This is a genomic window from Curtobacterium sp. 18060, from assembly GCF_902706105.1.
GTDB lineage: Bacteria > Actinomycetota > Actinomycetes > Actinomycetales > Microbacteriaceae > Curtobacterium.
Map to the genome: position 1 here is coordinate 113,005 of NZ_CACSJV010000006.1, position 26,492 is coordinate 139,496.

The following is a 26,492-nucleotide window of genomic DNA, read 5'->3' on the forward strand; positions in this document are numbered from 1 at the left end:
TTCCTCAAATCGGGTGGGACTGTCCCGTCCCGCGTCCGTCTCGGACGCGGGACGGAGTTCTTCACCGCTCACGTTCGTTCCCCACGCTGTAGTTGCTGCCGGCTTGCCCGACGAGCACGACGACCTGATCGACGGCATCGGCGGACGGCCGAGCTGGGCGGCGAGGTGACCGCACGTCAGGACAGCTTCGCCAGCGCGAGGTTCAGGGCCAGCACGTTCACGACGGGCTCGCCGAGGAACCCGAGCTGACGCGACTCGGTGTGCGATGCGACCAGCTGCCGCACCGTGTCCTCGGACACGCCCCGCGCCGCCGCCACCCGCACGACCTGCTGCGACGCGTACGCGGGGCTGATGTCCGGGTCGAGGCCCGAACCCGAGGCGGTGACCGCGTCGGCGGGGACGTCCGCCTCCGAGACCCCGTCGGCCTTCGCCAGTGCCCCCTGCCGCTCCTTGACGGCCTTGAGCAGGTCCGGGTTGTTCGGTCCGAGGTTCGAGCCGGACGAGGCCCCGGCGTCGTAGCCGTCCTCGCCAGCTGCGGAGGGCCGCGACTGGAACCAGCGATCCGCCTGCTTGCCGGAGAACGACTGCCCGATGAGGGAGGACCCCACGACGGCGGCGGACGAATCGGTGACCTCCGAGCCGTTGGCCTGCTCGTGGAACACCCCCTGGCCGACGCCCCAGACGGCGAGCGGGTAGCCGACGCCGAGCACGACGGTGGCGAGCAGGGTGAGGCGGATGGCCACACCAGCGGAACGGACGGTGGAACGTGCAGATGCCATGACTAGAACCCCGGGATGAGACCGACCACGAGGTCGATCAGTTTGATGCCGATGAAGGGGACGATCACGCCGCCGAGCCCGTAGACGAGCAGGTTGCGGCCGAGGATCGACGACGCTGCGGCGGCGCGGTACTTGACGCCGCGCAGTGACAGCGGGATGAGCGCCACGATGACGAGCGCGTTGAAAACGACGGCGGACAGGATCGCGGACGACGGGCTGTGCAGGCCCATGATGTTGAGCGCCGCGAGCCCGGGGAACGCCGCCTGGAACATCGCCGGGATGATCGCGAAGTACTTCGCGACGTCGTTGGCGATGGAGAAGGTGGTGAGGGCCCCGCGGGTGATGAGCAGCTGCTTGCCGATCCGGACGACGTCGATGAGCTTGGTCGGGTCGGAGTCGAGGTCGACCATGTTGCCCGCCTCCTTCGCCGCCGTCGTGCCGGTGTTCATCGCGACGCCGACGTCGGCCTGCGCCAGGGCCGGGGCGTCGTTGGTGCCGTCGCCGGTCATCGCGACGAGGTTGCCGCCCTCCTGCTCGCGCTTGATGTACGCGAGCTTGTCCTCCGGGGTGGCCTCGGCCAGGAAGTCGTCGACGCCGGCCTCGTGCGCGATCGCGGCCGCGGTTCGGGGGTTGTCACCGGTGATCATCACCGTGCGGATGCCCATCGACCGGAGCTCGGCGAACCGTGACGCCATGCCGTCCTTGACGACGTCCTTCAGGTGCACGACGCCGAGCAGGGCGACCGCGCCGTCCGAGGAGCGGCGGCCGACGACCAGTGGGGTGCCGCCCTGGTCGGAGATCTCCGCGACGGTGGAGTCGATCGCGGCAACCAAACCGGCGTCGGGGGTGTCTGCCCAGGCCAGTACGGCCGCAGCGGCACCCTTTCGGATCTGCGACCCGTCCGGCAGGTCCAGACCGGACATGCGCGTCTGCGCCGTGAACGGCACCTCGACGGCACCGTCCGGCAGTGCCGGCGTCACCCCGGCGTCGGCAGCGAGCGACACGATCGAGCGGCCTTCGGGCGTCGAGTCTGCCGCGCTCGACAGGGCTGCTGCCGCCATCAGCGAAGCCTCGCTCACGCCCGGCACCGGCACCACGCGGGACGCCCGACGGTTGCCGTACGTGATCGTGCCGGTCTTGTCGAGCAGCAGGGTGGTGATGTCGCCGGCGGCCTCGACCGCGCGGCCCGACATCGCGAGCACGTTGTGCTGCACGAGCCGGTCCATGCCGGCGATGCCGATCGCGGAGAGCAGGGCGCCGATGGTGGTCGGGATGAGGCAGACGAGCAGGGCGATCAGGACGGGGACGCTGACCGTGGCACCGACGAGTCCCGCGATGGGCTGCATCGTCAGGCAGACGATCACGAAGACGATCGACAGCGAGGCGAGCAGGATGTTCAGCGCGATCTCGTTGGGCGTCTTCTGCCGGGCTGCACCCTCGACGAGGCGGATCATCCGGTCGATGAAGGTCTCACCAGGGGTCGAGGTGATGCGCACGATGATCCGGTCGGACAGCACCCGGGTGCCGCCGGTGACGGCACTGCGGTCGCCGCCGGACTCGCGGATGACCGGTGCGGACTCCCCCGTGACGGCCGACTCGTCGACGGACGCGATGCCGTCGATGACGTCACCGTCACCGGGGATCACCTCGCCGGCGACGACGACCACCACGTCACCCTTGGCCAGGTCGACCGACGCGACCTCCTCGGTCTCGTTGCCGATCGCCGCTGCGTCGGCCGGGTCGTAGCCGAGCACCCGTCGGGCGCTCGTGGTCGAGCGGGTCTTCCGCAGCGTGTCGGCCTGCGCTTTCCCACGGCCCTCGGCGACCGACTCCGCCAGGTTCGCGAAGACGACGGTGAGCCAGAGCCACACCGCGATGGCGATGGTGAACGCGGACGGCTCGACGACGGCGGCCGCCGTCGTCAGGGCTGCGCCGACCTCGACGATGAACATGACGGGGTTCCGCCACATCAGTCGCGGATCGAGTTTCCGCAGGGCTCCCGGGAGGCCCGCCACCAGTTGACGGGGTCCGAATGCGGACGAGCGGGTGGCCGGCTCCACTGCGGTGCGCGGTTCCGGCTCGGTGGTCACGGTCATGACAGTCCTTCTGCGAGCGGGCCCAGTGCGAGCACCGGGAAGTAGGTGAGTGCGGTGACGATGACGGCGACGCCGCCGAGCAGCCCGATGAACAGCGGGCGGTGGGTGGGCAGCGTGCCGGCGGTCTCGGGTACCCGGTCCTGGGCGGCGAGGGACCCGGCGAGCGCCAGGACGAACACCATCGGCACGAAGCGGCCGAGCAGCATCACGACGCCGAGCGCGGAGTTCATCCACGTGGTGTTCGCGGTGAGTCCGCCGAAGGCCGAGCCGTTGTTGTTCGCGCCCGAGGTGAAGGCGTAGAGCAGCTCGGACAGACCGTGGTTGCCGGGGTTGAAGATCGACGTGCCGAGCACCTGTTCCCGGACACCGGGGATCACGAGCGAGAGTCCGGTCGCGAGGAGCACGAGGGTCGGCGTCACCAGGATGTACAGCGCCGCGAAGGTCATCTCCTTGGCGCGGATCTTCTTGCCGAGGTACTCCGGCGTCCGGCCGACGAGCAGCCCGCCGATGAACACCGTGATGACGGCGAGCACGAGCATGCCGTACAGGCCGGAACCGACACCGCCGGGGGTGACCTCGCCGAGCATCATGTTGAGCATCGCCATCATCCCGCCGATCGGCGTGAAGCTGTCGAACATGCCGTTCACCGCACCGGTCGAGGTCGCGGTCGACGTCGTGCCGAACAGGGTGGTGCCGAGGATCCCGAACCGGGTCTCCTTGCCCTCCATCGCGGCACCGGCTGCGTGTGTGGCGAGCCCCCCACCGCTGAGCTCGGCGATCGACATCACCGACAGGGACACGAGGAAGATCGCGCCCATCACGGCGAGGATCGCGTAGCCCTGGCGGTCGTCGCCGACCATCCGGCCGAAGGTGCGCGGCAGCGAGAACGGGATGACGAGCATCAGGAAGACCTCGACCAGGTTCGTCCACGCCTGCGGGTTCTCGAACGGGTGCGCCGAGTTGGCGTTGAAGTAGCCACCGCCGTTCGTGCCGAGTTCCTTGATCGCCTCCTGCGACGCCACGAACCCGTCCGGCAGGTGCTGCGTGCCACCGACCAGCGTGGTGACGTCGGTGCCGCTCCCCCACGACTGGATGACGCCGCCGGCGACGAGCACGATCGCGAAGACGAACGCCCCGGGCAGCAGCAGCCGACCGACGCCGCGGACGACGTCGACCCACACGTTGCCGAGCGTTCCGGACTTGCGCCGGGCGAACCCGCGGACCAGCGCCACGGCGACGGCGAGCCCGACGGCTGCGGACAGGAAGTTCTGCACCGCGAGGCCGGCCATCTGCACGCTGTACCCGACGGTGACCTCGGGCGAGTAGGACTGCCAGTTCGTGTTCGCGACGAACGACGCCGCGGTGTTGAACGCGAGCGACGGGCCCACGGCGGGCAGCCCGAGGTCGCCGGGCAGCACGACCTGGATGCGCTGCAGCAGGTAGACGAGCAGGAGGCCGACGACGCTGAAGAGCAGCACGCCGCGCAGGTACACGGGCCACGACTGCTCGGCGTCCGGGTCGACCCCGATCAGCCGGTAGACCCCGCGCTCGATCCGGTTGTGCCGGACGGGTGTGAAGACCCGGGCCATCCAGTCGCCGAGCGGCCGGTAGGCGACGACGAGCAGCAGGACGAGCGTGGCGACCTGGACGATCCCCGCCCAGACGTCCGCGGCGACCGACGCGCCCACGGCGCCCACTAGAACCGCTCCGGACGCACGAGCGCCCAGACGAGGTACACGACAGCGGCGATGCCGAGGACGGCGGCCGCGATGGTGATGCCGATCACAGCCGTTCCACCCCCTTGGCGATCAGTGCCACCACGCCGAACACGGCGAGGACACCGGCGACGACGAACACGTCGAACACGAGGGACTCCAGAAGGTCTGCGGTGTCCGCGCCGGGCGACGCGGACGGCACCACGTGTGGTGCCGAGACCGATGCTGGGTCCTGCGCCGGGCCTCCTGGGCGCTCCTAACGGTTTCCTCACGCCGCCCTGGCGGACGCATGCGCCCCGCTAACGCGCGCTCGCCGCCCGGAGCCGCGTGGCCAGCGCACCGACGGCGTCGCGGAGGTCCTCGGGACCCTCGACGACGAAGTCGACCGCGAACCCCGCGAACGCTCCGGCGAGCCCCGGCCAGGACCACGAACCGAGCGTGACGCGAATCCGCTCGTCGGACAGGGGTTCGACGACGGCATCCTCGGGCAGGTAGGGCGTGATCGTCCGTGCGTCGGCGGCCGTCACGGTGACCGAGCCGACGCACGGCCACACGTCGGCCTGCGCCGATCCCTTGAAGCGCGCCGACACGAAGGCCACGGGGTCGCCACCGGGTACGGGCCGTGGGGTGAACGGCACCCGTGTGCGCATCCGCGGGGTGATCCGGTCGATGCGATGGGTGCGCCAGTCGTCGCGGTCGAGGTCCCAGTCGAGCAGGTACCAGCGGCCGTTCCGCGCGATCACGGCGTGCGCTTCCACCCGGTGCGGGGTCTCGTCCTCGCCGTAGCCGAAGCGGAACACCTCGCGCAGATGGACGGCCTCGCTCACCGCCACCAGCACGTCCGGGTCGGTCGTGGTGCGGCTCGTCGCGGTCACGGCCTGCACCGCGTCGATGCGCGACCGGAGCCGCGCGGGCATGACCTGCCGGACCGTCGCGAGCGCTCGGGCGGCCGGCTCGGCGATGTCCGCGCCCGAGGCGGGGGCGACGGTCAGGGCGAGCGCGATCGCCACGGCCTGGTCGTCGTCGAACAGCAGCGGCGGAAGGTCCGAGCCCGCTGCGAGCCGGTAGCCCCCGGCCGGCCCGCGGAGCGCCTCCACCCGGTACCCGAGCTCGCGGAGCCGGTCGACGTCGCGGCGGACCGTGCGGGGGCTGACCTCGAGGCGTCCGGCGAGCTCGTCGCCTGGCCAGTCGCGGTGCACCTGCAACAGCGACAGCAGCGCGAGCATGCGCGAGGAGGGTCCGGCCATGTCGATCATTCTCGTCGGAGAAGCGGACACGATCTGACCGCATTGCCGGTCATCCTCGTTCCATGAGCATCGAAACGACACCCCACCTCAACTTCGACGGCAGCGCCCGCGAGGCCCTCGACTTCTACGCATCGGTCTTCGGCGGCGAGGTCACCGCCGCCACCTACGGCCAGATGGGCGCCCTGGACGACCAGGCCTGGGCCGACCGCATCGTCTTCGGCCAGGTCTCCACCGACGCCGGGTTCCGGGTCATGGCCTTCGACGTCTGGCCCGGGCAGCCCTACGACCAGGGATCGAACGCGTTCTACGTGTTCGTGCACGGCGACGACTCCGCCGAGATCGAGCGGTACTGGGCCGTGCTGTCCGACGGCGCCGAGATCCGGCAGCCCCTCGCCCCCTCGGCCTGGGCACCACTCGCCGGGCAGCTCCGCGACCGCTTCGGTGTGGTCTGGCAGCTCGACGTCGCCCCGGCCGACCGCTAGCTGTAGTTCCCCGTGGCCGCGGTCAGCGCGTCGGCGTCCACGTCGACACGGTGACCGCGGCCGTCACCGTCGCCGGGGCGAACACCGCGTCCGGTGCGACGTGGTGGTGGCTCGGCCCCATGTGGACCACGTCGTGGACGTCCTCGGCGGAGAGGTCCATCGTCCAGGTCAGGTCCTCTGAGGACCGCAGGACGAACGACGGCGTGAGCGAGTCGTGCAGCCGCCGCTCCTTCTCCGGGTCGACGGAGATCGTCGCCTCGGCCAGCTCCGCCAGGTGGCCGGTGCGCGGGGTCACGACGACCAGCACGCCCTCGGGGTGCAGGACACGGGCGTACTCGGTCTGGTTGCGCGGTGCGAAGACGTCGAGGACGACGGCGGCAGCGTCGTCGACGACCGGGAGGCGCTCGGTCACGTCCCCGACGACGGCTCCGGCACGTTCGTGGACGCGGGCCGCGCGGCGGATCGCGATGGCCGACAGATCCAACGCGACCCCGAGCCTCCCGTCCGCACCGTCCGGGACGTGCGCTGCGTCGGGAACCTGCGCTGCGTCCAGCGCATGCGCCAGGTACGTTCCCGGACCGGACCCGACGTCGAGCACGATGCCGGGGGCCGTCGCCTCGGCAACGGCGTCGGCGAGCGCCCGCTCGACAGGCGCGTAGTGGCCCCGTCCCAGGAACCGCAGCCGCGCGTCGACCATCTCCGGGGTGTCCGCGGTGAGCGCCCGACGCTTCGCCGGCAGGAGCGTCAGGTGGCCCTGCTTGGCCTCGTCGAACCGGTGCCCGGTCGCACAGCCGACCTGGCCGCCGTCGACCCGACCGAGGGGCTCGGCGCACACGGGGCAGGCGAGCATCGGCAGCAGGTCGTCACGCACCGGCCCAGCGTACGGGGCCTCGCTAGCCTGGCCGGATGTCGCTGCAGCAGCTCTTCGGCCTCGACGGACGCACCGCCCTGGTGACGGGAGGCAGTTCCGGCATCGGACGCGCCATCGCCACCGCACTCGCCGACGCGGGTGCGCACGTGCTCGTCGCTGCTCGGACACGGTCAACCATCGACGCGACGGTCGACGACATCCGCGCCGCTGGAGGATCGGCCGACGGCATCGTCGCCGACCTGTCCTCGCGCGCCGGAGCACACGCACTCGCCGATGCGGCGGGCGACGTCGACGTCCTCGTGAACTCCGCGGGGATCAACCTCCGGCCGCCGATGGCCGACCTCGACGAGGACACCTGGGACGCCACGATGGCCGTGAACCTCGACGCACCCTTCGTGCTCGGCCAGCGGCTCGCGCCCGGCATGGCCGCGCGCGGCCACGGCCGGATCATCAGCATCAGCTCGCAGCAGGCGCACCGTCCGTTCGCCTCGAGTGGCGCGTACGGGGTCTCCAAGGCAGGCCTGGAGGCACTGGCCCGGTCCCAAGCGGAGGCCTGGTCCGCGCAGGGGGTCACCTCCAACGTCCTCATCCCCGGTTTCGTACGGACGCCGCTCAACGAGCGGCTCGGTTCCGACCCGGCCGCGGTGTCAGCCCTCGCGGCGCGGACGCTGGTCGGCCGGAACGGACTCGCTTCGGACTTCGCCGCCGCTGCCGTGTTCCTCGCCGGCCCCGGTTCGGCGTACGTCACGGGGCAGTCCATCGCGGTCGACGGCGGGTTCTCCGTCCACTGACCTCGAGGTGCGCCGACGACAGGGTGCTGCGCAGCAGTACGGTCAGGACATGGCAGTCATCGAGCAGGCAACGCTCCGCCCCTCCAAGGCCGAGGCGCTCGCCGCCTGGCTGCCCGACCAGGCGTGGAGCGGCGTCGTCGCGGGAGCGCCGCTGCAGGTCGTCGGGCAGTTCCGGTTCGACGACCCCGCCGGCGAGGTCGGCGTCGAAGTGCTGCTCGCCCGCACCGAGGACGGCCGGGTCCTGCAGGCGCCACTGACCTACCGGGATGCACCGCTGCCCGGCGCCGACGCGTTCCTGGTCACCGAGATGGACCACTCCGTGCTCGGGCGACGCTGGGTGTACGACGCCGTGGGCGATCCGGTCCACGCCGACGTCCTGCGCCGGACGATCGTCACCGGCGGGCACGAAGCGGAGCTCGAACTGGCGAACGATGCCGGACGGCGGCCGAAGGACGCCTGGGCCCACGGCAGCGGCTCCGAACCCGACTCCCCCGATGTCACCTCGGTGCACGCGACCACGACGGGCGCGGTGACGTCGATCGCGACCGACCACGGCACGATCGTCATCGCTCGGGTCGTCGGCACCGCCCTGCCCGAGGGCGAGAAGCTGACCGGTACGTGGACGGACGACTCCGGAGTGCTCGCCGTCCTGCTGCCCGAACGCGCCTGAGGTACTGGCAGGGCCTGCCTGCACCGGGGACCGGCTGGCAGGATCGGGGGCGTGAAGACACTGGAGTTGCCACAGACCGACCTCACCGCATCCGACGTCGTCGTCGGCTTGATGCGGATCAACGACATGAGCGACGAGGACATCCGCGCGCTCTACAGCGCCTCGCGTGACGCGGGCGTGAACCTGTTCGACCACGCCGCGGTGTACGGCGAGTGGCACGGTTGCGAGGAGCGGTTCGGTGCCGCCGTGACGCTGTCACCGTCGGAGCGTGCCGAGATCGTGCTGCAGACCAAGGTCGGCATCCGTCCGACCCCGAACGGCGCGTACTTCGACTTCTCGTACGAGCACATCCTCGAGTCGGTCGAGGAATCGCTCACCGCGCTGCAGACCGAGTACATCGACATCCTGCTCCTGCACCGCCCCGACGCCTTGGTGGAGCCGGAAGAAGTCGCAAAGGCCTTCGACGAGCTGCACGCCGCCGGCAAGGTGCACCACTTCGGGGTCTCGAACCACACCCCCGGTCAGGTCGACCTGCTCAAGAAGCACGTCCAGCAGCCGCTCGCCTTCAACCAGGTGCAGCTGAGCATCACGCACGCCAACGTCATCTCGCAGGGCCTCACGGCGAACATGGGTGGCCTCGACCAGTCGATCTCCCGCGACAACGACATCCTCAACTACTCGCGGATCAACGACATCACGCTGCAGGCCTGGTCGCCGTTCCAGAAGGGGTTCTTCGACGGCGTCTTCCTCGGCGACCGCGAGCAGTACGCCGACCTCAACGACGTCCTCGAGGAGATCGCCGCCGCGCACGGGGTCACCCCGACCGGCATCGCCGTCGCCTGGATCACCCGGCACCCCGCGCACTTCCAGGTCGTCCTCGGCACGACGAACCCGCAGCGCGTCCGCGACTCGGCGGCCGGCTCGGACGTCGAGCTGTCGCGCGAGGAGTGGTACCGGATCTTCACCGCCGCGGGGCACACCGTTCCGTGAGCCCATCGGGCAGGGTGGAGTCGTGCTCCACGACCTCACCCTGCCCGTCCGCCTGTCCGCCCGCGCCGGTTCGGTGGTGGTGCGGAACGCGGTCGACGGCGACCTCGACGCCCTGATGGCGCTGTTGTCCGACGACCCGATCAGTGCCGCCCGCGGCGATGTCGCCGCCCCGGAGGACCGCCCGCAGTACGCCGCGGCCCTTCGATCGATCACCGACGACCCGGCGAACGCGCTGCTGGTCGCCGAGGACGAGTCCGGTCGGCTCGTCGGCACGCTGCAGCTCACCCGGATCCCGGGCATGGCTCGCCGGGGTTCGACGCGGCTGCTCGTCGAGGCCGTCCGCGTGAGCAGTGCGCTCCGCTCGGGCGGCATCGGCAGCGCGCTGATGCGCTGGGTGACCGACGTCGCAGCGCCGGACCTCGGGACCCCGCTCGTGCAGCTCACCTCGGACGCCGCCCGGACGGATGCGCACCGGTTCTACGAGCGCCTCGGATTCACCGCGTCCCATGTCGGCTTCAAGTACCGCGTCCCTGGCGTCGGCGCAGACCGGCAAGCGTGAACCGCGCGTCTCCCCAGCGGCGGCGAGGCGGCCCGACCCACTGAAACATCAGTGGCAGACTCGTCCCATGCCGGCGCCCGCCAGTTCTCTCGGTGGCCGGTCCACCGACTCGAGTCGATGACGTCGCTCTTCGTCGACGAATCGAAGACGAAGGGCTACCTCATGGTCGCCGTCGTCGTTGCCCCAGGTGAGCAGACGACGCTCCGCCGCAAGATACGAGCCCTCGTACTGCCCGGTCAGCGACGACTCCACTTCACCAGCGAGAGCGATTCTCGACGGCGTCACGTCCTGTCGACCCTGGACCAGATCGGAGTGCGCGCACACCTCGTCCGTTCCGACCTGAAGCACGAGCCGAGCGACCGTGAAGCGTGCCTGCGTGAGCTCGTTGCGCTCGCGGCGAGCGCCGGACACGAGCGGATCGTACTCGAGCGAGACGTGTCGATCGAGCGCGCTGACAAGAAGGTCCTCTACGACGCCGTTCATGCACACGGGGTGCGGGATGCGCTCACGTACGCGCACGAGACCGCGCACCACGAGCCGCTTCTGTGGGCGGCCGACGCGATCGCTTGGAGCCAGGCCAAGGGTGGCGATTGGCGCCGGCGCGCCCAACCCATGATCGTGTCTGCAGCAATCAGACCGTAGAAAGCGCAAAGCTCGGCTCACCGACCGTCCGGAAGGCTGCCGAGCTCACTTCGCGCCGCTACTGCAACGCGCCCTCCGATGGTACAACGATCGGCCCGGCGGCCGATACCCCAGGATTTCAGTCGGCGGAGGCCGGGGCCCCCGAGGACGGGACGCGCACGTCGACCGGGGACACCGCGGCGGGGTCGGCGGAGGCACCACCCACGACGTCGAAGGAGATCCCGAGCATCGCTGGGTCCTCGTCGAGCTCCAGCCCGTCCTCGCGGACCTGGTCCTCCGGGATTGCACGGCCACCAGACGGGTCCCACGAGTTCGCGATCGACATGCCGACGAGCATGCCGGGCGACCTTGAGTGCCGCCTCTGAACCGCCGCAGAAGACCCGATCAGCGGTCGAGATCAGGCACCGTCCGCCGCGATCAGCTCGAGCTGCGTCAGAGCGACGTCGGTACCCGCCGTGAACACGAACGACGAGCCGCCGCCGATGATCCGGAACACCCGGGTCTGCCCGGGCCAGGTGAACTCGGCGCCGTCGACGGCCGTGACGGTCTCGCCGAGGGACACCTGCCACGAGTACGAACCCGGGGTCGCCACCGTCACGGTGTACAGCGACGCGGCGGGGCAGTCCACGTCGAACGCCACCGACTCCCCCGCGGCGAGCGCCGTGACGGTCCGCCCGGTGTCGTCGACCAGTGCCGACGAGCCCTCCGACGACATCCCGACGGGCAGCAGGTCGACCGGGGCGTCCCGGTAACCGTGGACCTCGGAGGCCGACACCGGCCGGGTGTCCGATGCCCAGCCCTGCGGTTCGGACGACAGCGTGAAGACGATGTGCGACGCCGACACCACCACGTGGTGCGGGATGCTGACGGACGTCCAGGGCGAGCCGTCGACCGTCACCGACGCCACGTAGGCACCTGCGGAACCGTCGGCGATCTCGATGACGGTGGGCGTTCCTCCCGGCTGCTGCAGCACCGTCCTGCGGACCGACGGCGGCACGAGCACGTAGGTGCCCGTTGACGGCGCCAGCGGGTACAGGCCGATCGTCGCGAAGACGTACCAGGCACTCATCTCGCCGTTGTCCTCGTCGCCGGGGTAGCCCTGGCCGAGGTCGGAACCGACGAACAGCCGCTCGAGCGACTCCCGGACGATGCGGTGCGCGTCGTCGTGCCGACCGGTGAACATCGGGAAGAACGGGATGTGGTGCGCCGGCTGATTGGACAGGCCGAGCATGCCCATCCGGACGTCACGGGCCTCGGTCATCTCGTGGATGGGGAAGCCGTACGCGCCGGAGCGGATGGTCGCGCCGGTCTCAGGTGTCGCGAAGAACGCGTCGAGGGCGGCGTCGAACTGCGCCGGGCCGCCGTGCAGGTCCACGATGCCGGCACCGTCGTGGGGTGCGGTGAAGGCCGTCCCCCAGGCGTTCGTCTCGGTGTAGTCGCCGCCCCAGTCGCGCGGGTCGAACTCGGTGCCGATCCGCCACGAGCCGTCGGGCTCGCGGCCGATGAAGAAGCCCCGCTCGGAGTCGAACACGTGCCGGTACTGCAGGGATCGCCGGGCGAACCACTCGGCCTCGGCCTCGTACCGGGACAGGTCGGCGGGCGTGCCCGCCCGCGACGCGAGCAGCCCCGCCATCACCGCGAGTCCCCAGTCGTTGATGGCGGCGTCGAGGGTCCAGGACATCCCTTCGGACGTCGCGGTGTCGACGTGGCCGCGGAAGGCGCCCGGGAGGCTCCCCTTCCGTCCGACGCGCTCGTCGCGCGGCGGGACGGTCGCGTTCCGCACTGCGCTCCGGTACGCCTCGGCGAGGTCGAACCCGGTGACGCCCTTCGCCGCGAGGTCGGCGAAGACGGTGTCGCTCGTGGTGCCCGTCATGCAGTCCTCGGCGCCGGGGGCGCTCCAGCGCGGGGTCCACCCGCCGTCGTGGTGGTGCTCGACGAAGCCCTGCGCGAGCTCGCCGGAGGTCTCCGGGGTGAGGAGTCCGAGGAGCGGCCAGGCGGTGCGGTAGGTGTCCCAGAACCCGTTCGTGGTGGTGAACGGCCCCTCGACGACCTCCGGCCCGGGCTCGTCGCGGATCGGGTCGGCGAGGACGGCTCCGTACGGGGAGCGGTGGTGCGGCGATCCGGTCAGGGCGGTCTCGCCGGCACGGTTCGGGTAGAGGAACAGCCGGTAGAGGCCGGAGTACAGGCTCACCAGCTGGTCCGGGGTGGCTCCGTCGAACGACAGGGTCGCGAGCTTCTCGGTCCAGAGTGCCTCGGCGCGGGTGCACATGACGTCGAAGGAGCCGGCGGCGTCGAGGTTCGCGCGGGCGTCCTCGATCGAGACGGTCGAGATGCCGAGCAGGACGTCGACGACAACGGTGCCGTCCACGGCCAGCCAGCCGCGCAGCTCGTGCTCGCCGATGCTGGTGTGGTCCGCGGTCACGTGCGGGATCCGGACGTGCACGTGGTGCGGCGGGGTGCCGGGGCGGTCGTCGAGCAGGGCCTCGACCACGGCGGTGCCGTCGGTCACGGTCACGGAGACGTCGGAGACCCACCCGTGGTGGTCGAGCACGATGCTGCGGGTACCGGTGAACCGGAAGCCGAGGGCGAACTCCCCCGCGGTCATCTCGGCCGTCACACCCTGGTCGAGGGCGACCCGGTACCGGTGCGGACCGTCGAGTTCGTCGTCGTGGTCGAAGCCGAGCGCGCGGGCGGCTCGGTCGACGTCGGGGGTGTCGAGCGGCGACGGCATGACCTGGAACACGCCGCGGTCCCCCATCCACGGCGACGGGATGTGGCTCGTCGCGAACGCCTGGATCGCCGGTCGGACCCGCCCGTCGGCGTCGGTGCGCGAGTGCTCCTGGTACGCGTAGGGCCAGCGGTTGCTCGACGCGTCGGTCATCGGCAGGCCGAAGACCCCGCCGTGCGGGATGCCGACGAGCGGCGCGTTGTTGCCGCGGGAGAACCGTGACGAAGCCTGCGTGCCGCGGGTCGTGCGGACGTGGTCGAGCGGCGTGACCGGTGCCGGCCGTGCCGGGGCGATCCGGACGTCGTCGAGCCAGCCGCGCAGGGCTGGACGCTCCCCGTCGGCGTCCGACGGCTGCGTGTCGGAGCCGAGCCGGACCTCCAGTCGGTCGACGGCCAGCCCCGCGAACGGCGTGAGGTCCACCGCGCGACGGTTCCACTGGTCGACCCACTGCTTGCGGGCCGCGTCCTGCGCCTCGGGCGTGAGCGCGTCGCCGTACTGGTCGCAGGCGTGTCCGCCGTGCGCGGCCGCGTGCTCGCTCAGTCGCGTGCCATCGGTGAAGACCACGTCGACGGCGAAGGCCGTGGCATCCCAGAAGTGCGGCAGGTCCGCCTCGGTGGGCTCGGTGGCGCCCTGCGGCAGCGTGCGTTCGGGGAACCAGACCCACGACAGTTCGTCGCCGGGTGCGACCACTCGGCCACCGGAGCCGGGGACGAGCGCCACGACGGCGCCGTCCCCCGCTGGTCGTTCGACCAGCCACCCCTCCGACGATCCGAAGCCGACACCGTTCCGCGCCGCGACGGCCGTCGTCGGCCCACCGCTCCGTTGCAGTTCTCGCACGGGTCCAGCGTATTTGGTCCAGCGTCTGGACGAAAACGCTCGGCGTGTCAGCCCTTGTTCTGCCCGGGGGCGTTCTCGGACTTGCCGGGGCCGGAGTCGACCGCGGTGTCCGCCGCGCCGGTGCCGTCCTGGGGTTGCTGCACCGGGTTGGACGCCGGGCTGCTCGGCTCGGGACCGACCGGCGGGTCCTGCGTCGGTTGTGCCGGTTCGCTCGGTTCCTCGCTCGGCTGCTCAGCAGGCTCGGACGGTTGCTCGGCCGGTTCGGAGGGCTGCTGCTCGGCCGGTTCGCTCGGCTGCTGCTGCTCGTCGCTCGGCTGTTGGTCCTCGCTCGGCTCCTGCTCGGGCGGTGCGGTCGAGGTCGAGTCCGTCGGTGCGGGCGTGCTGTCGCCGTCCCCGTTCAGGGCGAAGACCGCGACACCGATGCCGACGAGCACCAGGATCACCACGACGATCGCCGTGATGATCGGTCCCTTGCGCCGCTTCTCGCGCTGCGCCGGGTCGTCACCGGCGCCCGGGCGGACGGGCGGGGCCGCGGGTGGCACTCCTCCGGCTGCGCCGGTCGGGCCGTCGGCGCCGCGCTGGGCACCGAGGACAGTGGTCGACACGTCGTCCGCGACGTTCGGCTGCTGGGCGTCCATCACGCGGGTCGCGTCGTCCGCACCCGACTGTCCACCCGGACGGGAGGCGCCACTCGCCGGCATCACGCGGGTCGCGTCGTCCGCGTGCGCGGCCATCGGAGCCGTGGCTGCGGCGGCGGCACCGGCCGCGGCAGCACCGGCCGCCGCACCGCCTGCGGCCGCCGTGAGTGTTCCGGGCCCGCCGGGCAGGAGCTGCGTGGCGGTCGAGGGCTCGTCGCGGCCCAGGGCGCGCAGTCGTTCGGCTGCCTCGGCCGCGCTCGGGCGCTCGGACGGGTCCTGCGCGGTCATCACGTGCAGCAGCGTGCGCCAGGCCGTCGGCAGGTGCTGGTCGATCTCCGGGCTGCGGGTCAGCCGCGCGGTCGCGGACTCGATCGCACTGCCCGGGAACGGCGTCTTGCCGGTCATGCACTCGAGCAGCACCAGCCCGAGCGCGTAGACGTCGGCCTTGCCGGTGATCTCCTGCGCGAGGACCTGCTCCGGCGCCAGGTACGCAGCCGTCCCCATCACGGTGCCGGTGCCGGTCACGCGCGAGGCGTCACGGAGCAGGGCGATGCCGAAGTCGGCGAGTTTGACGTGGGTGCCGTCGCGTTCGAGCAGCACGTTGGCGGGCTTCACGTCGCGGTGGACGATGCCCTGCGCGTGCACGGCGCTCAGCCCGTCGGCCACCTGCGAGCCGACACGGGCCGCGGTCGTGGGGTCGAGCGGTCCCTCGCGCAGTCGGGTGGCGAGGTCGCTGCCGGGGACGAGCTCCATGACGAGGTACGAGTCCCCGTCCTCGTCGTCGAGGGCGGCGTCGTACAGGGTGACGAGGGTCGGGCTGCGCAGTGTCGCGAGGGTCTGGATCTCCGACTCGGCTCGGGCGCGTTCACCGTGGTCGACCGGTCCGATGCGGAACACCTTGACGGCGACCTCGCGGCCGAGTTGCTCGTCGACCGCCCGGTACACGGACGCCATGCCACCGTGTCCGAGCGTGCCCGTGACGCGGTACCTGCCGCCGAAGACCCGTTCTTCCATGACGGGCAACCTACCGGTAGCGGCTGACGGGCCCGCTCATCCGTCGAGTCCCGGCGCTTGGTGAGCAGAAGGTGTCGAGTCCATTCGACTGACTCGACGTCTTCTGCTCACTGAGGGGTTCCGCTCCCCGACCGCATCGTGACCTGGACGACGTTCGAGGCCCGGAAGACACGGATTCCCTGCCGCTCGACCTCGGACAAGATGTCGAGATCGACGAGCCGAGCGACGGCGTTGCTGGCGGCCTGGTAGGTCTTTCCCAGAGCATTGGCCAACATCGGAACCGTGACGAACGGCGCCCCGATGAGGTAGTCAGCCACGTCGAGGACCATTCCCCGCGCTCCGCTTGCTCGGATGCGATCGCGGTACTCCGCTTGCACCGCCAGAAGATCCGACATCCGGGCTCCTGTGTCCGTCGCGGAGCTGTGGATCCCGTCGGCGAAGAGCGCGACCCACTCGTCCCAGGCCCCCTCTGCACTGACCGCGGCCAGCGCATCCTGGTACTCCTCTCGCCGGGCCTCGAACCACGGCGAGACGCTCAGCAACGGCTCCGTGAGGACGTCAGATCGCATGAACTGCAGGACGATGAGCAAGCGACCGAGACGCCCGTTGCCGTCGATGAACGGGTGCAGCGTCTCGAACTGGTAGTGCGTGAGCGCTGCCGCGACCACTGGGTCGATGTCGCACAGAGGCGCCGTGTCCACCCATTCGAGGAGGTCACCCAACGCACTTCGCAGCGGCGTCCCCGGTGGCATCGGGACGAATCGGGCATCCTCGATGCCACCTCCGCGCGTTCCGATCGCCACTGGAACCGTCCGGATGTGTCCAGCTTGCGGTGTATCTGCGGCAGTGCCACGGACCAGTACCGACTGCAGTTCCTCGAGGAGACCGGTCGTGACGCGGCGCTCCTGCACCCAGGTGAACCCGAGCTCGGCGGTATCCACGTAGTTCAGTACCTCGGACAGAGCCGCGGACCGGTCAGCCTTCCCGACCGCTTCCGCGGCGAGGACGTCGTCCAGCGGCGCAAAGGTGCCCTCGAGCGCGGAGGTGCTCTGCGCCTCTCGCCGGAGAGTCGGAGCGCGCAAGATGCCGGGGTTCGGGATCAGAGATGATCCTTGCCGAAGCGCCCCGAGCGCCCGGTTCGCGCGGGCGACCTTGGTCCACGTCACTCCGGACAATGTCGGGACTTCACCGAGCGGGTCCGGTACGAAACCGAAGTGGTCGTACGAGCGGCCGGTCCGACCGTCGACTCCACGAACCGGAACGAGTTGACCGACGGGGCTGCTCCGGAAGCGCGTGAGGTCCATCGTTCCACTTTACGGATCAAAACTTGAACTCGAAGAGGGATTGTTCAAGTTCCGAAGATGTTTCTGGAACAGGATCGATCGCAATTCAAGTCTTCTTGACGATGTCTGCGTCTGGAGTGGGCTCGGCACCGTGGCGGAGCGCCGTCAGGTACAGCCGGTGCGCCGTGATCACGAGGGCGAGCCAGGCGAGACCCAGCGCCCACGCCGCCAGTACGTCGGTCAGCCAGTGGTGCCCGAGGAACACCCGCGAGGCCCCGACCGACAGCACGAACAGGGTCCCGACGACGATCGTCCACACCCGCGTGACGACCCGCGACTGTCGCAGGAGCAACAGGTACACGATCGTCCCCACGATCACCGTCGCGTTGAGGGTGTGGCCGGACGGGAACGACGGCGAGTGCTCGTAGGGCGGTACCGCGTCGGAGAGCGGCGGACGCGCTCGACCGATGAGGTCCTTGCCCGCGATCGTCATGAGCAGCGAGCCGCCACTCGCCGCGACGAGCAGCACCAACGGGGTCCACGCCCGACGCTGGATGGTGAACCCGACCAGGAACCCGAGGGCGACGATGGGCATGCCGATCGTGCCCGCGATGTCGGTCCACCACGTGACCAGGCGATCCCCCACGGGCGACCGGAGGGTGAGTGCCCAGTCGAGCACCGGACGGTCGAGCACGGCGACGTCGTCGGCTTCGCGGACGGCGTCGTAGACCTCGGAGGCGAGCCAGGTCGCGACGACGGCGATGCCGATCCCGACGGCCAGCGTGAGCAGCAGGAGCGGCATCGCGCCGTACCGGTGACCGAGCGTGGTCCACCCCTGCGCGGTCGCCCGGCCCGCGCGGGTGCGCCAGCGGGTGAGGTCGACCTCGCCGACGGTGCGGTCGGCGGCGTCCCCGCGTTCGGTGTCCATCCGTCCACCCTGCCCAGGTGCGGCGGAGCCCGTCACGAAGTTCCGCCCACGAGTCGCTCGTCGCCGCCGGTCTCCGTCAACATGATCGTGGCTGTGCGTGCGGCCTCGAGCACCTCGTCGTCCGAGGCGTCGGACCCCTGCGCGGCGAACAATGCGGCGCTCACGGTATCGAACGCCATCTGCGCCCGGAGTCGATCAGCCCTCGGCGCGGCCTCGGGGAGCACCCGGTCGACGACGGCGTCGAACCAGGACCGGCGATCGGTTCCCTCGGCGGCCAGCTTCTGCATGATCGGGCGGTTGGCGTGCGCGAACCGCATGCCCTGCACGCGGTCGCGACCGGTGGACTCGACCCACCGCACCGCAGCCCGCCGCAGGAGGTCGGGCCCGGCCTGCTGCGACTCGACCCAGGCGATCAACTCGTCGATCTCGTTGCGCCGCCCGTCGAGGAGCGCCCGGACGATCGCCTCCTTGTTCGTGAAGTGGTAGTACAACGACGACTTCGTGATGTCGAGGGCCTCGGCGATGTCCCGGATGGACGTCCCCTCGTACCCACGCTCGGTGAACTGCTCGAGGGCGACCCGGAGGATCTGCGCCCTCGTCTCGCTGCCAGGTCGTCGGGTCGTGATCGCATCCATGACGTGCATCCTACTTGCCGAACGATCGTTCGGTAAGTAGTGTCGCCTCCAGCCGAACGATCGTTCGGTCAGTCCGACCGATCGGAGCACGCCATGACCAACACCACCACTGCCCCCACCATCGCCGTCGTGGGGGCGGGCCCCGGCGGCCTGCTCACCGCACGGATCCTGCAGCTCGGTGGACTCCACGTCACCGTGTACGACGCCGACGAGTCGCTCGCGGCGCGTGACCAGGGAGGAACGCTCGACCTCCATGCCGATAGCGGCCAGATCGCGATCGAGGACGCCCAACTCTCGCGCGAGTTCACCGCGCTCGCCCGCCCCGAGGGGCAGGCGCACCGGCTCCTGGACCCGTCGGGAACGGTCCTGGTCGACCAGGCCCCCGCCGACGGCGAAGCAGCCGCGCCCGAGATCGACCGTGCACAGCTCCGCCGGATGCTCGTCGAGTCACTCGCGCCGGACACGATCCGGTGGGGGCACCGGGTCGCCGCGGTCAGCGACGGCGTCATCACGTTCACGGACGGCTCCACGTCGTCGGCCGACCTCGTCGTCGGCGCGGACGGTGCGTGGTCGAGGGTGCGTGCAGCGCTCACCGATGCGGTGCCGTCGTACACCGGGGTCACCTTCGTCGAGGCGCTGTTCACCCGCGTCACCGAACAGCACCCCGAGATCGCCGAGCTCGTCGGCGACGGTCACATGTGGGCCAACGGCGACGGACGGACAATCGTGCTCCAGCGAAACAGCGGCGACGTCGTCCGCGGCTACGTCTCGATGCGCGCGGAGCTCGACTGGCTCGCCCACGCCGGGCTCGGCACCGCCGACGGTCGAGGCCGCGTCCTGGACGCGAACGGAACGCAGACGACCGACACCGAGCGCGTCCGGACGGCGCTCCGTGAACGGTTCGCCGAGTTCGCGCCGGAACTCCTCCGCGTCATCGACGACAGCGAGGGGTCGTTGCCGAACCGGCCGATCTTCGCCCTGCCGACGCCGACCAGGTGGGAGCACCGTGTCGGGATCACACTGCTCGGTGACGCTGCGCACGTGATGTCGCCCTTCGGCGGCAACGGCGTCAACCTCGCGCTCCTCGACGGAGCCGAACTCGCTCGCGCCGTCCTGACATCGGCCGGCGACGGCACGTCCCTGGACGACGCCGTGCGCGCGTACGAGGAGCGGATGGTCGAGCGTGGCGCCACGATCGGTCGCGCGGCGAACGACGCGATCGTCGAGCACTACGCCGTCGGCGGCCCGGACCTCGACAGCATCCCGGACTTCGACGCCGAGGCCGTCCGCTGGCGGGACGACGCCGTCGCCTACCGCGCCGCCCGGCGCTGATCGCGGCGCTCCCGCTCGGCACTCCAGCGAGACCGCTGGAGGATGACCAGCCCCACGGTCACACCGACTGCGGTCATGAAGGGGGTCATGAACCACGCGATGACGATCGGGACGGCCCGCTCCGCCGGCGCCTCGACGTGGAGCATCAACGACAGGGCGACGATCGGCAACGCGATCGTGGCCACCCAGGAGACCACCACCAGCACCATGAGCAGTACGGCGGCACCCCGGTGGTCTGACCTTCGGTACGGAGTCGTCACGACACCATGCAACCAGGTACCGGTCAGTCCTTCGCCTCGGAGTACGCCCCCACCACCGCGACCGACAGCGGGAACGTCACCGGGAAGTCCTGGAACAGCAAGCGTCCGGCGTCGACCGCGGCTTCGCGGATCTGCGTCGCCACCCACTCGGCGTGCTCCTCCGGCGCGTGCACCACGATCTCGTCGTGCACGAAGAACACCAGGTGCGGCCCGTCCGTAACCGCCCCGGGGAACCGAGCGGTGAGCCGGGAGCGCAACGACCCCATCCACGCGAGCGCCCACTCGGCCGCGGTCCCCTGCACCACGAAGTTCCGGGTGAACCGCCCCCAGCTCCGCGCCCGTGACTCGACGGCACGCTGCATCGCCGGGGTCCCCTCGACCGTGTAGGCCTGGTTCCTGGCCTCGAACCACGACGACTCCGGAACGGGTGACGTCCGACCGAGCAACGTCGTGACGGCTTCGCCCCGCTCCCCCGCGCGTGCGGCGCGCTCGACCAGGTCGAGCGCGCGCGGGAACGCCCGCACCAGGCGTGGGACGAGCCGGCCGCCCTCGCCCTGGGTGGCGCCGTACATCGCGCCCAGCATGGCCACCTTCGCCTGCTGCCGGGTCTCGACTGCGCCCGAGGCCACGACGCCGTCGTACAGGTCGCGTCCGTCGCCCGCGGCGGCCATCGCTCGGTCGCCGGCCATCGCGGCGAGCACGCGCGGTTCCAGCTGGGCAGCGTCGGCCACGACGAGCTTCCAGCCCGGGTCGGCGATGACGGCCCCGCGGATGCCCTTCGGCAGCTGCATCGCTCCCCCGCCGTCGGCTGCCCAGCGCCCGGTGACGACGCCGCCGACCACGTACTTCGGGTGGAACCGGCCGTCGCGCACCCAGTCGTCGAGCCACGTCCAGCCGTTCGCCGTCAGGAGCCGCGCGAGTCGCTTGTACTCGAGCAGCGGTTCGATGACGGGGTGCTCGATCTCCTGCAGCTCCCACTTGCGGGTGCTCGTCACCATGAGCCCGGCACGGCGCAACGAGCGCAGGACGTCGGCCGGCGAGTCCGGGTTGAGCGTCGGGTCGTCGAGGCGCTCGCGGATGACGGCGGCGATCTCCTCGAGCCGGCGCGGCCGCACGCCGTACGGGACGCGCGGCCCGAGCGTCTCCTCGAGCAGTCGCTCGTGCACGTCGGCACGCCACGGCAGCCCCGCGTGCAGCATCTCCGCCGCGACGAGGGCTCCGGCGGACTCGGCGGTCGTCAGCAGGCGGAGGGCACCGGGCGACGTCGACGTCGCGACCGCCGCGAGCTGGGCCCGGAACTCGGCGACCGGGTCGACGTCGTCGTCCGGCACCGACGCGGTGAACAGGGCGTCGTCGAAGAGCTGGGCCTGCGTCGGTCGGACGACCCGGGCCTCCGCCACCGGAGCGTCGAGCGCATCCGACGGCGCTGCAGCGAGTGCGGAACCGCGCGCGGCCAGCGCTGCGCGCAGGATCCGTCGGCACAACCGCAGGTCGACGCAGCGCCCCACGCGTCCGCCGGCGGCGAGCACGGCCGGGTACCAGCGTGCGGTGTCGTCCCACACCCAGCGCACGCTCGGCGCGTCGTGCGCCGCGACGAAGGCCGGGAGGCCCGACTCGTCCACGCGCATCGGCTCACCGTCAGCGGTCCCCGAGTCGGTCAGGGGCGTCGCGAGGACGCCGCCGTCGACGCGGCGGAGGACGAGGTGCACGGAACGATCATGCCGTGCCCCACCGTCACCGGCTGACGGGGTGACGGTTCAGGCGCGCTTCGGACCGCCGGGGCGCACGGCTGCGGTGTCGGCCACGTCGATGCGGACGTCGCCGTCCTCGGCGCGGGACACCTCGACCCGGGGGTCGGCGTCGTGCGCGTCGGACCCGGACATGCGCCGGAAGGTGTCCTGGCGTCGTTCCTCGAACGTCATGTCCACGCCGTCGTCGAGGTGGTCGTGGTCGGGCTTCGTCATGCGCTGTACGGTACGCGCTGACTGCTGCCCGCGATCAGACGACGGGTGCGGTGCCGGTCCGTTCGGTCCAGTGCGCGCCCGCCGCCCACCGGTCGAGCACCGCCCGGGGCAGTCGACCGGACGCGTTCGAGGCCCGCGCGGTGGCCAGCGGCACGCCGAACACGAACTTCGCCACGCTCTCGTCACCCTCGGCGGCGTCGTGCGGGCCGGGTGGCGCGAGCCGGAACCGTCGGGCGAAGCGCACCAGGTTCGCGTCGGGACCGAGCACCGTGGCCAGACCGGGATCGAGGATCCACGAGCGGCACTGCCACCGGTCGGCGGCGAGCGCCGGTGCGAGGGCGCGCAGGACCTCCGGCGCGCGGGCGAAGGACCGGTCGCAGGTGTCCGGATCGAGCGGCCCGGTCTCCGGGACGTGGACGCCCCAGGCCGGCTGGCCGTCGGGCAGGTGGTCGCCGAGTTCGTACTGGAGGCGCCCCACGGCCACCACGCGACCGGTCGCCACCGCGACGAGCCAGTCCACCCCCGTGCCACGCAGACCGTACCGGTCGAGTTTGCGGTCGACGTCCGCCACGGACGCCTCGGCGAGGCTGCGCGGGAGCCCCCGCGCCTCGAGCGCCGCGGCGTTGCCGGGCACGGCCGCGCGGAGCGCGGCGACCAGCAGGGCGTCCCGCTGGGCGGGCTCCGCGTCGGCCACGGTGGCGGCCAGTGCGGCCGCCACCGTGGCGGAGTCGTCCGGCGACCCCACGGCGGCGGCGAGGACCGCGACGGACGCGGGACGGGCCTCCTGGCCGGGGGTGTCGGCGGTCACTTCAGACCGGACGAGGCGAGCCCGTCCATCACCCGCCGCTGCAGGACGATGAACATGATGAGCACCGGGGCCATGGCCATCAGGCTCGCGGCCATGAGCACCGGGTAGTCGATCGTCCGGTCGCTCGACAGCGTCGCGAGTCCTGCGGCGAGGGGCATGTCCTCGGCACGAGTCGAGACGACGAGCGGCCAGAGCAGCTCGTTCCACGACCACAGCACCGTCGTGATCGCGAGCACGCTGATCGAGGGACGGGCGAGCGGCAGCATGATCCGCCAGAACGTCTGGAACGGGTTCGCGCCGTCCATGCGCGCAGCCTCTTCGAGCTCGGGCGGCATGTTCAGGAACGCCGTCCGCATCAGGAAGGTGCCGAAGGCGCTGAACAGGCCCGGCGCGACGATCCCCATCAGGGTGTCGAGCCATCCGAGCCCCTGCACGATCTGGTACTGCGAGATCAGGTAGACCTGCGACGGCACGAGCAGGATCGACAGCACGATCGCGAGCAGGATCGCCCGGCCGCGGAACCGCATGCGGGCGAAGGCGTAGCCGGCGAGCGTGCAGAGCACGATCTGCGCGAGGGTGCGGATGATCGTGACGTACACGGACGTGCCGAGCTGGCTGAGGAACGGCAGACGCTCGAACACCTGCGCGTAGTTCTGCCACTGCAGCTCCCCCGGCCAGAACGTCGGGGTGACGGACTGCACCTGGGCGTTCGTGGACAGCGACATGATGATCTGCCAGACGAACGGGAACGCCATCGCGAAGCCGCCGACGCCGAGGACGACGTGGATCCACCAGTGACTGCCGCCGCGACGACCGGGCCGGCGTGCTGCCCGTGGCGGTGTGACGGTTGCGGTCATGCCTGCACCCACTTCCGTTGGACACGGAACTGCACGAGCGTGACGATGCCGATGAGCAGGAAGATCACCATGGCGATCGCGGCCGCGAAGCCCTTGTCGTTGTCGATGAACCCGGCGCTGTAGAAGTAGAAGACGAGCGACATCGTCTTCGGGATCACCGGGTTGGTGCTGCCGAGGATGGCGTAGAGCAGGTCGAACAGCTGGAAGCTCGAGATCGTCGTGACGATGACCACGAAGAAGATGCTCGGGCTGAGCAGCGGGACCGTGACGGAGCGGAACTGCCGCCAGCGGCTCGCGCCGTCGAGCTCGGCCGCCTCGTACAGCTCCGGTGGGATGTCCTTGAGGCCTGCGCCGAGAATGATCATCGAGAACCCGAGGGACGACCACAGGCCGACGAAGCTCACCGCGACGAGCGCGAACCCGGGCGTCGAGATCCAGTACGGACCGTCGATGCCGAACAGTCCGATGAACCAGTTCACGATGCCGTAGTCGCCGTTGAACATGATGCGCCAGACGAGGGCGATCGCGGCCGGCATGGCGACGTAGGGCAGGAAGAAGAGCACCCGGTAGAACTGCGCGAACCGCAGGCCCGGGGTGTTCAGCAGGCTGGCGAGCCACACCGCGATCGGGATGCCGGCCAGCACGATGACCGTGTAGACGATCGTGTTGAGCAGCGACTGGTACAGCTGCGGGTCACCGGCGAGCCGGACGTAGTTCGCGACGCCGCTGAACGTCGCACCGCCGAACACGCCCCAGCTGGTGAAGGAGTACCAGAACGTCTGGATGATCGGCCAGATGTAGAACGTGCCGACGCCGATGAGCAGCGGCAGGACGAACAGCCACGGCCACCAGCCGTCGGTCCGTCGGGGTGCGCGCTTGCCGCCGGCCGTCGGGCCGGGGGCGCCCCGCCCGGACGAACGCGTCGTCCGGGCGGGGGTGGAGGCGGCCTGCGGCCGCTCGGTGTTGATCGTCATCGGCTCGGGACTCACTGTTCCTTGGCGAGGGCGGCGTCCATCTTCTGCGCGAGCTGCTTCGCGACGTCGTCGACCGGGGTCGAACCGTCGAAGGCGTTCGGCAGGAGGTTGGTCTCGAGGGTGTTCCACGCGGCGGTGTTCTTCGACACCGGCAGGGGCTTGGCGTAGTCGACGGCGTCGAGGAACACCTGCAGGTCGGCGTCCGGCATCGTCTTCGTGAAGGCGGACTGCGTGCCCTCGTAGGCCGGGATGACGGCGCCCATGTCGCCCTGCTGCTGCTGGGCGGTCTTGCCGGCGAGGTAGACCTGGAGCGCCTGCGCCGCGGCCTTGTTCTTGCTCGCCTCGGACACGACGTTCGAGACACCGTGGATGACGGTCGCCTGCTCCTTGCCCTTCGGCAGGGGGTACACGACGATGTCCTTCTCCATCGCGGTGCCGGTCAGGGCCGAGCGGAACCAGCTGCCGCCCTGGTACATCGCGAGCTTGCCCGACGTGAACCACTGGTCGGCGGTGGTGTCGGTGAGCTGCTTCATCGACGGCGAAGCGCCCGAGTCGATCAGGTCCGTCCAGAACTGCAGACCCGCTTCCGATGCCTTCGAGGCGTACTCGGACTTCGTGCCGTCCGCGTTCACGACCGATCCCCCGGCCTGGAAGATCGTGTCGTAGTAGGTCGTCTGGCCGTCCATGCCGCCGGCCGCGCCGTACGCGCCGTCGGCCTTGAGCTTCTCGCTGAGCTCGGCGCCGGTCTTCTGGAAGTCGTCCCAGGTCCAGTCCTTCGACGGCAGGTCCATGCCGGCCTTCTCGAACAGGGCCTTGTTGACCCAGACGCCGATGGTGTCGAAGTCCTTCGGCACGCCGTACTGGGTGTCGTCGTACGTGTACAGGTCGTTCAGCGCGCTCGAGTACTTCGCGGGGTCGATGTCGCCGGCCTTGACCTCGCCGGTGATCGGCGCGAGCTTGCCGTTGGCCGCGTACAGCTGGAAGTTGGGGCCGTTCATCCAGAACAGGTCGGGCAGCGTGTTGCTCGAGCCCTGGGTCTGCAGCTTCGTCCAGTAGTTGGCGAACGGCGTGACGTCGACGCTGACCTTGATGTCCGGGTACTCCTCGTTGAAGCCCTTGAGGTTGGCCTTGATCGCCTTGACCTGGTTCTCGTCCCAGACGGCGTACGTCAGGTTCGCCTTGGTGTCCTTCGCGGCGGCGGTGTAGTCGCCGCCGGAGCTCGACGCCCCGGAGGACGTGGAGCACCCGGCGAGGAGTGCGGCCGCGCCGAGGGCGGCGACGGCGCCGACGAGGATCCGGCGGACGCCGGTTCCTCGGGCGGGGATGTGTGCGGTCATCGGGAGGTCCTTTCGCACGGCCGTCAGGAACCGACGGTCTGGGCGGGGTGGGTGG

Annotated in this window: 27 protein-coding genes; 7 read left to right on the top strand and 20 right to left on the bottom strand. The window is 70.8% G+C overall.

Annotated elements, in window-relative coordinates; translation table 11 throughout:
- Positions 1-176: 176 nt before the first annotated feature.
- The 6 genes from kdpC to GVL05_RS05325 form a co-directional block, all read right to left on the bottom strand.
- Entirely contained in the window at positions 177-779 is a 603-nt protein-coding gene (kdpC, locus tag GVL05_RS05300; RefSeq protein ID WP_159571896.1) for a potassium-transporting ATPase subunit KdpC, read from the bottom strand.
- A 2-nt stretch (positions 780-781) separates the two neighbouring features.
- Positions 782-2,875 (bottom strand): potassium-transporting ATPase subunit KdpB, encoded by a 2,094-nt coding sequence (kdpB, locus tag GVL05_RS05305; RefSeq protein ID WP_133937405.1) that lies wholly within the window; start codon positions 2,873-2,875, stop codon positions 782-784.
- Positions 2,872-4,563 (bottom strand): potassium-transporting ATPase subunit KdpA, encoded by a 1,692-nt coding sequence (kdpA, locus tag GVL05_RS05310; RefSeq protein ID WP_159571899.1) that lies wholly within the window; start codon positions 4,561-4,563, stop codon positions 2,872-2,874. The genes kdpB and kdpA overlap by 4 nt, the downstream gene beginning before the upstream one ends.
- A gap of 8 nt (positions 4,564-4,571) precedes the next feature.
- Positions 4,572-4,661 carry a potassium-transporting ATPase subunit F gene (locus GVL05_RS05315; RefSeq protein ID WP_017887940.1) on the bottom strand — a complete coding sequence of 30 codons (90 nt, stop codon included), beginning with the start codon at positions 4,659-4,661 and terminating at the stop codon, positions 4,572-4,574.
- The gene (locus GVL05_RS05320) at positions 4,658-4,795 is read right to left on the bottom strand and encodes a hypothetical protein (RefSeq protein WP_155896901.1); all 138 of its coding nucleotides are present in this window, start codon (positions 4,793-4,795) and stop codon (positions 4,658-4,660) included. The genes GVL05_RS05315 and GVL05_RS05320 overlap by 4 nt, the downstream gene beginning before the upstream one ends.
- Before the next feature lie 94 nt (positions 4,796-4,889).
- A complete protein-coding gene (locus tag GVL05_RS05325) occupies positions 4,890-5,837 on the bottom strand; it encodes a YafY family protein (RefSeq protein WP_159571902.1) in 948 nt (315 codons plus the stop codon).
- A 62-nt stretch (positions 5,838-5,899) separates the two neighbouring features.
- Here GVL05_RS05325 and GVL05_RS05330 point away from each other — a divergent pair, with 62 nt between their 5' ends.
- A complete protein-coding gene (locus GVL05_RS05330) occupies positions 5,900-6,319 on the top strand; it encodes a VOC family protein (RefSeq protein ID WP_159571905.1) in 420 nt (139 codons plus the stop codon).
- A gap of 22 nt (positions 6,320-6,341) precedes the next feature.
- Here the strand turns inward: GVL05_RS05330 and GVL05_RS05335 are convergent, their stop codons facing one another.
- Positions 6,342-7,190 (bottom strand): putative RNA methyltransferase, encoded by an 849-nt coding sequence (locus GVL05_RS05335; RefSeq protein WP_159571908.1) that lies wholly within the window; start codon positions 7,188-7,190, stop codon positions 6,342-6,344.
- A gap of 35 nt (positions 7,191-7,225) precedes the next feature.
- Between GVL05_RS05335 and GVL05_RS05340 the strand changes: the two genes are divergently transcribed.
- The 5 genes from GVL05_RS05340 (at position 7,226) to GVL05_RS20125 (ending at position 10,842) form a co-directional block, all read left to right on the top strand.
- Positions 7,226-7,981 (top strand): SDR family NAD(P)-dependent oxidoreductase, encoded by a 756-nt coding sequence (locus GVL05_RS05340; protein WP_159571911.1) that lies wholly within the window; start codon positions 7,226-7,228, stop codon positions 7,979-7,981.
- A gap of 49 nt (positions 7,982-8,030) precedes the next feature.
- Positions 8,031-8,651, top strand: coding sequence for a hypothetical protein (locus GVL05_RS05345; RefSeq protein ID WP_159571914.1), 621 nt, complete (start codon positions 8,031-8,033; stop codon positions 8,649-8,651).
- A gap of 51 nt (positions 8,652-8,702) precedes the next feature.
- The gene (locus GVL05_RS05350; protein ID WP_159571917.1) at positions 8,703-9,641 is read left to right on the top strand and encodes an aldo/keto reductase family oxidoreductase; all 939 of its coding nucleotides are present in this window, start codon (positions 8,703-8,705) and stop codon (positions 9,639-9,641) included.
- Between the two features lie 22 nt (positions 9,642-9,663).
- Complete coding sequence (locus GVL05_RS05355) at positions 9,664-10,200, top strand: GNAT family N-acetyltransferase (protein WP_159571920.1); 537 nt, start codon at positions 9,664-9,666, stop codon at positions 10,198-10,200.
- A 162-nt stretch (positions 10,201-10,362) separates the two neighbouring features.
- The gene (locus tag GVL05_RS20125; RefSeq protein WP_235035858.1) at positions 10,363-10,842 is read left to right on the top strand and encodes a hypothetical protein; all 480 of its coding nucleotides are present in this window, start codon (positions 10,363-10,365) and stop codon (positions 10,840-10,842) included.
- 118 nt (positions 10,843-10,960) lie between these two features.
- Here the strand turns inward: GVL05_RS20125 and GVL05_RS05365 are convergent, their stop codons facing one another.
- From GVL05_RS05365 to GVL05_RS05390, 6 genes are all read right to left on the bottom strand, one after another.
- Complete coding sequence (locus GVL05_RS05365) at positions 10,961-11,179, bottom strand: hypothetical protein (RefSeq protein WP_131920958.1); 219 nt, start codon at positions 11,177-11,179, stop codon at positions 10,961-10,963.
- Between the two features lie 60 nt (positions 11,180-11,239).
- Positions 11,240-14,407, bottom strand: coding sequence for a GH92 family glycosyl hydrolase (locus GVL05_RS05370; protein ID WP_235035859.1), 3,168 nt, complete (start codon positions 14,405-14,407; stop codon positions 11,240-11,242).
- Positions 14,408-14,454: 47 nt separating this feature from the next.
- The gene (locus tag GVL05_RS05375; RefSeq protein WP_159571929.1) at positions 14,455-16,059 is read right to left on the bottom strand and encodes a serine/threonine-protein kinase; all 1,605 of its coding nucleotides are present in this window, start codon (positions 16,057-16,059) and stop codon (positions 14,455-14,457) included.
- A 107-nt stretch (positions 16,060-16,166) separates the two neighbouring features.
- A complete protein-coding gene (locus GVL05_RS05380; protein WP_123937024.1) occupies positions 16,167-17,363 on the bottom strand; it encodes a Fic family protein in 1,197 nt (398 codons plus the stop codon).
- A gap of 85 nt (positions 17,364-17,448) precedes the next feature.
- Positions 17,449-18,270, bottom strand: coding sequence for a phosphatase PAP2 family protein (locus GVL05_RS05385; RefSeq protein ID WP_123937025.1), 822 nt, complete (start codon positions 18,268-18,270; stop codon positions 17,449-17,451).
- A 32-nt stretch (positions 18,271-18,302) separates the two neighbouring features.
- Positions 18,303-18,905, bottom strand: coding sequence for a TetR/AcrR family transcriptional regulator (locus GVL05_RS05390; protein ID WP_123937026.1), 603 nt, complete (start codon positions 18,903-18,905; stop codon positions 18,303-18,305).
- Positions 18,906-18,998: 93 nt separating this feature from the next.
- On the opposite strand from GVL05_RS05390, the gene GVL05_RS05395 reads away from it, so the two are divergent.
- Entirely contained in the window at positions 18,999-20,237 is a 1,239-nt protein-coding gene (locus GVL05_RS05395) for an NAD(P)/FAD-dependent oxidoreductase (RefSeq protein ID WP_159571932.1), read from the top strand.
- Here the strand turns inward: GVL05_RS05395 and GVL05_RS05400 are convergent.
- The 7 genes from GVL05_RS05400 to GVL05_RS05430 all read right to left on the bottom strand — a co-directional run bounded on the left by GVL05_RS05400 (position 20,216) and on the right by GVL05_RS05430 (position 26,437).
- A complete protein-coding gene (locus GVL05_RS05400) occupies positions 20,216-20,446 on the bottom strand; it encodes a hypothetical protein (RefSeq protein WP_159571935.1) in 231 nt (76 codons plus the stop codon). The genes GVL05_RS05395 and GVL05_RS05400 overlap by 22 nt on opposite strands.
- 74 nt (positions 20,447-20,520) lie before the next feature.
- The gene (locus GVL05_RS05405) at positions 20,521-22,206 is read right to left on the bottom strand and encodes a bifunctional 3'-5' exonuclease/DNA polymerase (protein WP_159571938.1); all 1,686 of its coding nucleotides are present in this window, start codon (positions 22,204-22,206) and stop codon (positions 20,521-20,523) included.
- A gap of 48 nt (positions 22,207-22,254) precedes the next feature.
- A complete protein-coding gene (locus GVL05_RS05410; RefSeq protein WP_111083557.1) occupies positions 22,255-22,461 on the bottom strand; it encodes a hypothetical protein in 207 nt (68 codons plus the stop codon).
- A 34-nt stretch (positions 22,462-22,495) separates the two neighbouring features.
- The gene (locus GVL05_RS05415) at positions 22,496-23,269 is read right to left on the bottom strand and encodes a hypothetical protein (RefSeq protein ID WP_159571941.1); all 774 of its coding nucleotides are present in this window, start codon (positions 23,267-23,269) and stop codon (positions 22,496-22,498) included.
- Positions 23,266-24,126 carry a carbohydrate ABC transporter permease gene (locus GVL05_RS05420; RefSeq protein WP_165901014.1) on the bottom strand — a complete coding sequence of 287 codons (861 nt, stop codon included), beginning with the start codon at positions 24,124-24,126 and terminating at the stop codon, positions 23,266-23,268. The genes GVL05_RS05415 and GVL05_RS05420 overlap by 4 nt, the downstream gene beginning before the upstream one ends.
- Positions 24,123-25,100: a carbohydrate ABC transporter permease gene (locus GVL05_RS05425; protein WP_111083559.1), complete on the bottom strand. Its 978-nt coding sequence runs from the start codon at positions 25,098-25,100 to the stop codon at positions 24,123-24,125. The genes GVL05_RS05420 and GVL05_RS05425 overlap by 4 nt, the downstream gene beginning before the upstream one ends.
- Positions 25,101-25,111: 11 nt before the next feature.
- The gene (locus GVL05_RS05430; RefSeq protein WP_123339407.1) at positions 25,112-26,437 is read right to left on the bottom strand and encodes a sugar ABC transporter substrate-binding protein; all 1,326 of its coding nucleotides are present in this window, start codon (positions 26,435-26,437) and stop codon (positions 25,112-25,114) included.
- Between the last annotated feature and the right edge of the window lie 55 nt (positions 26,438-26,492).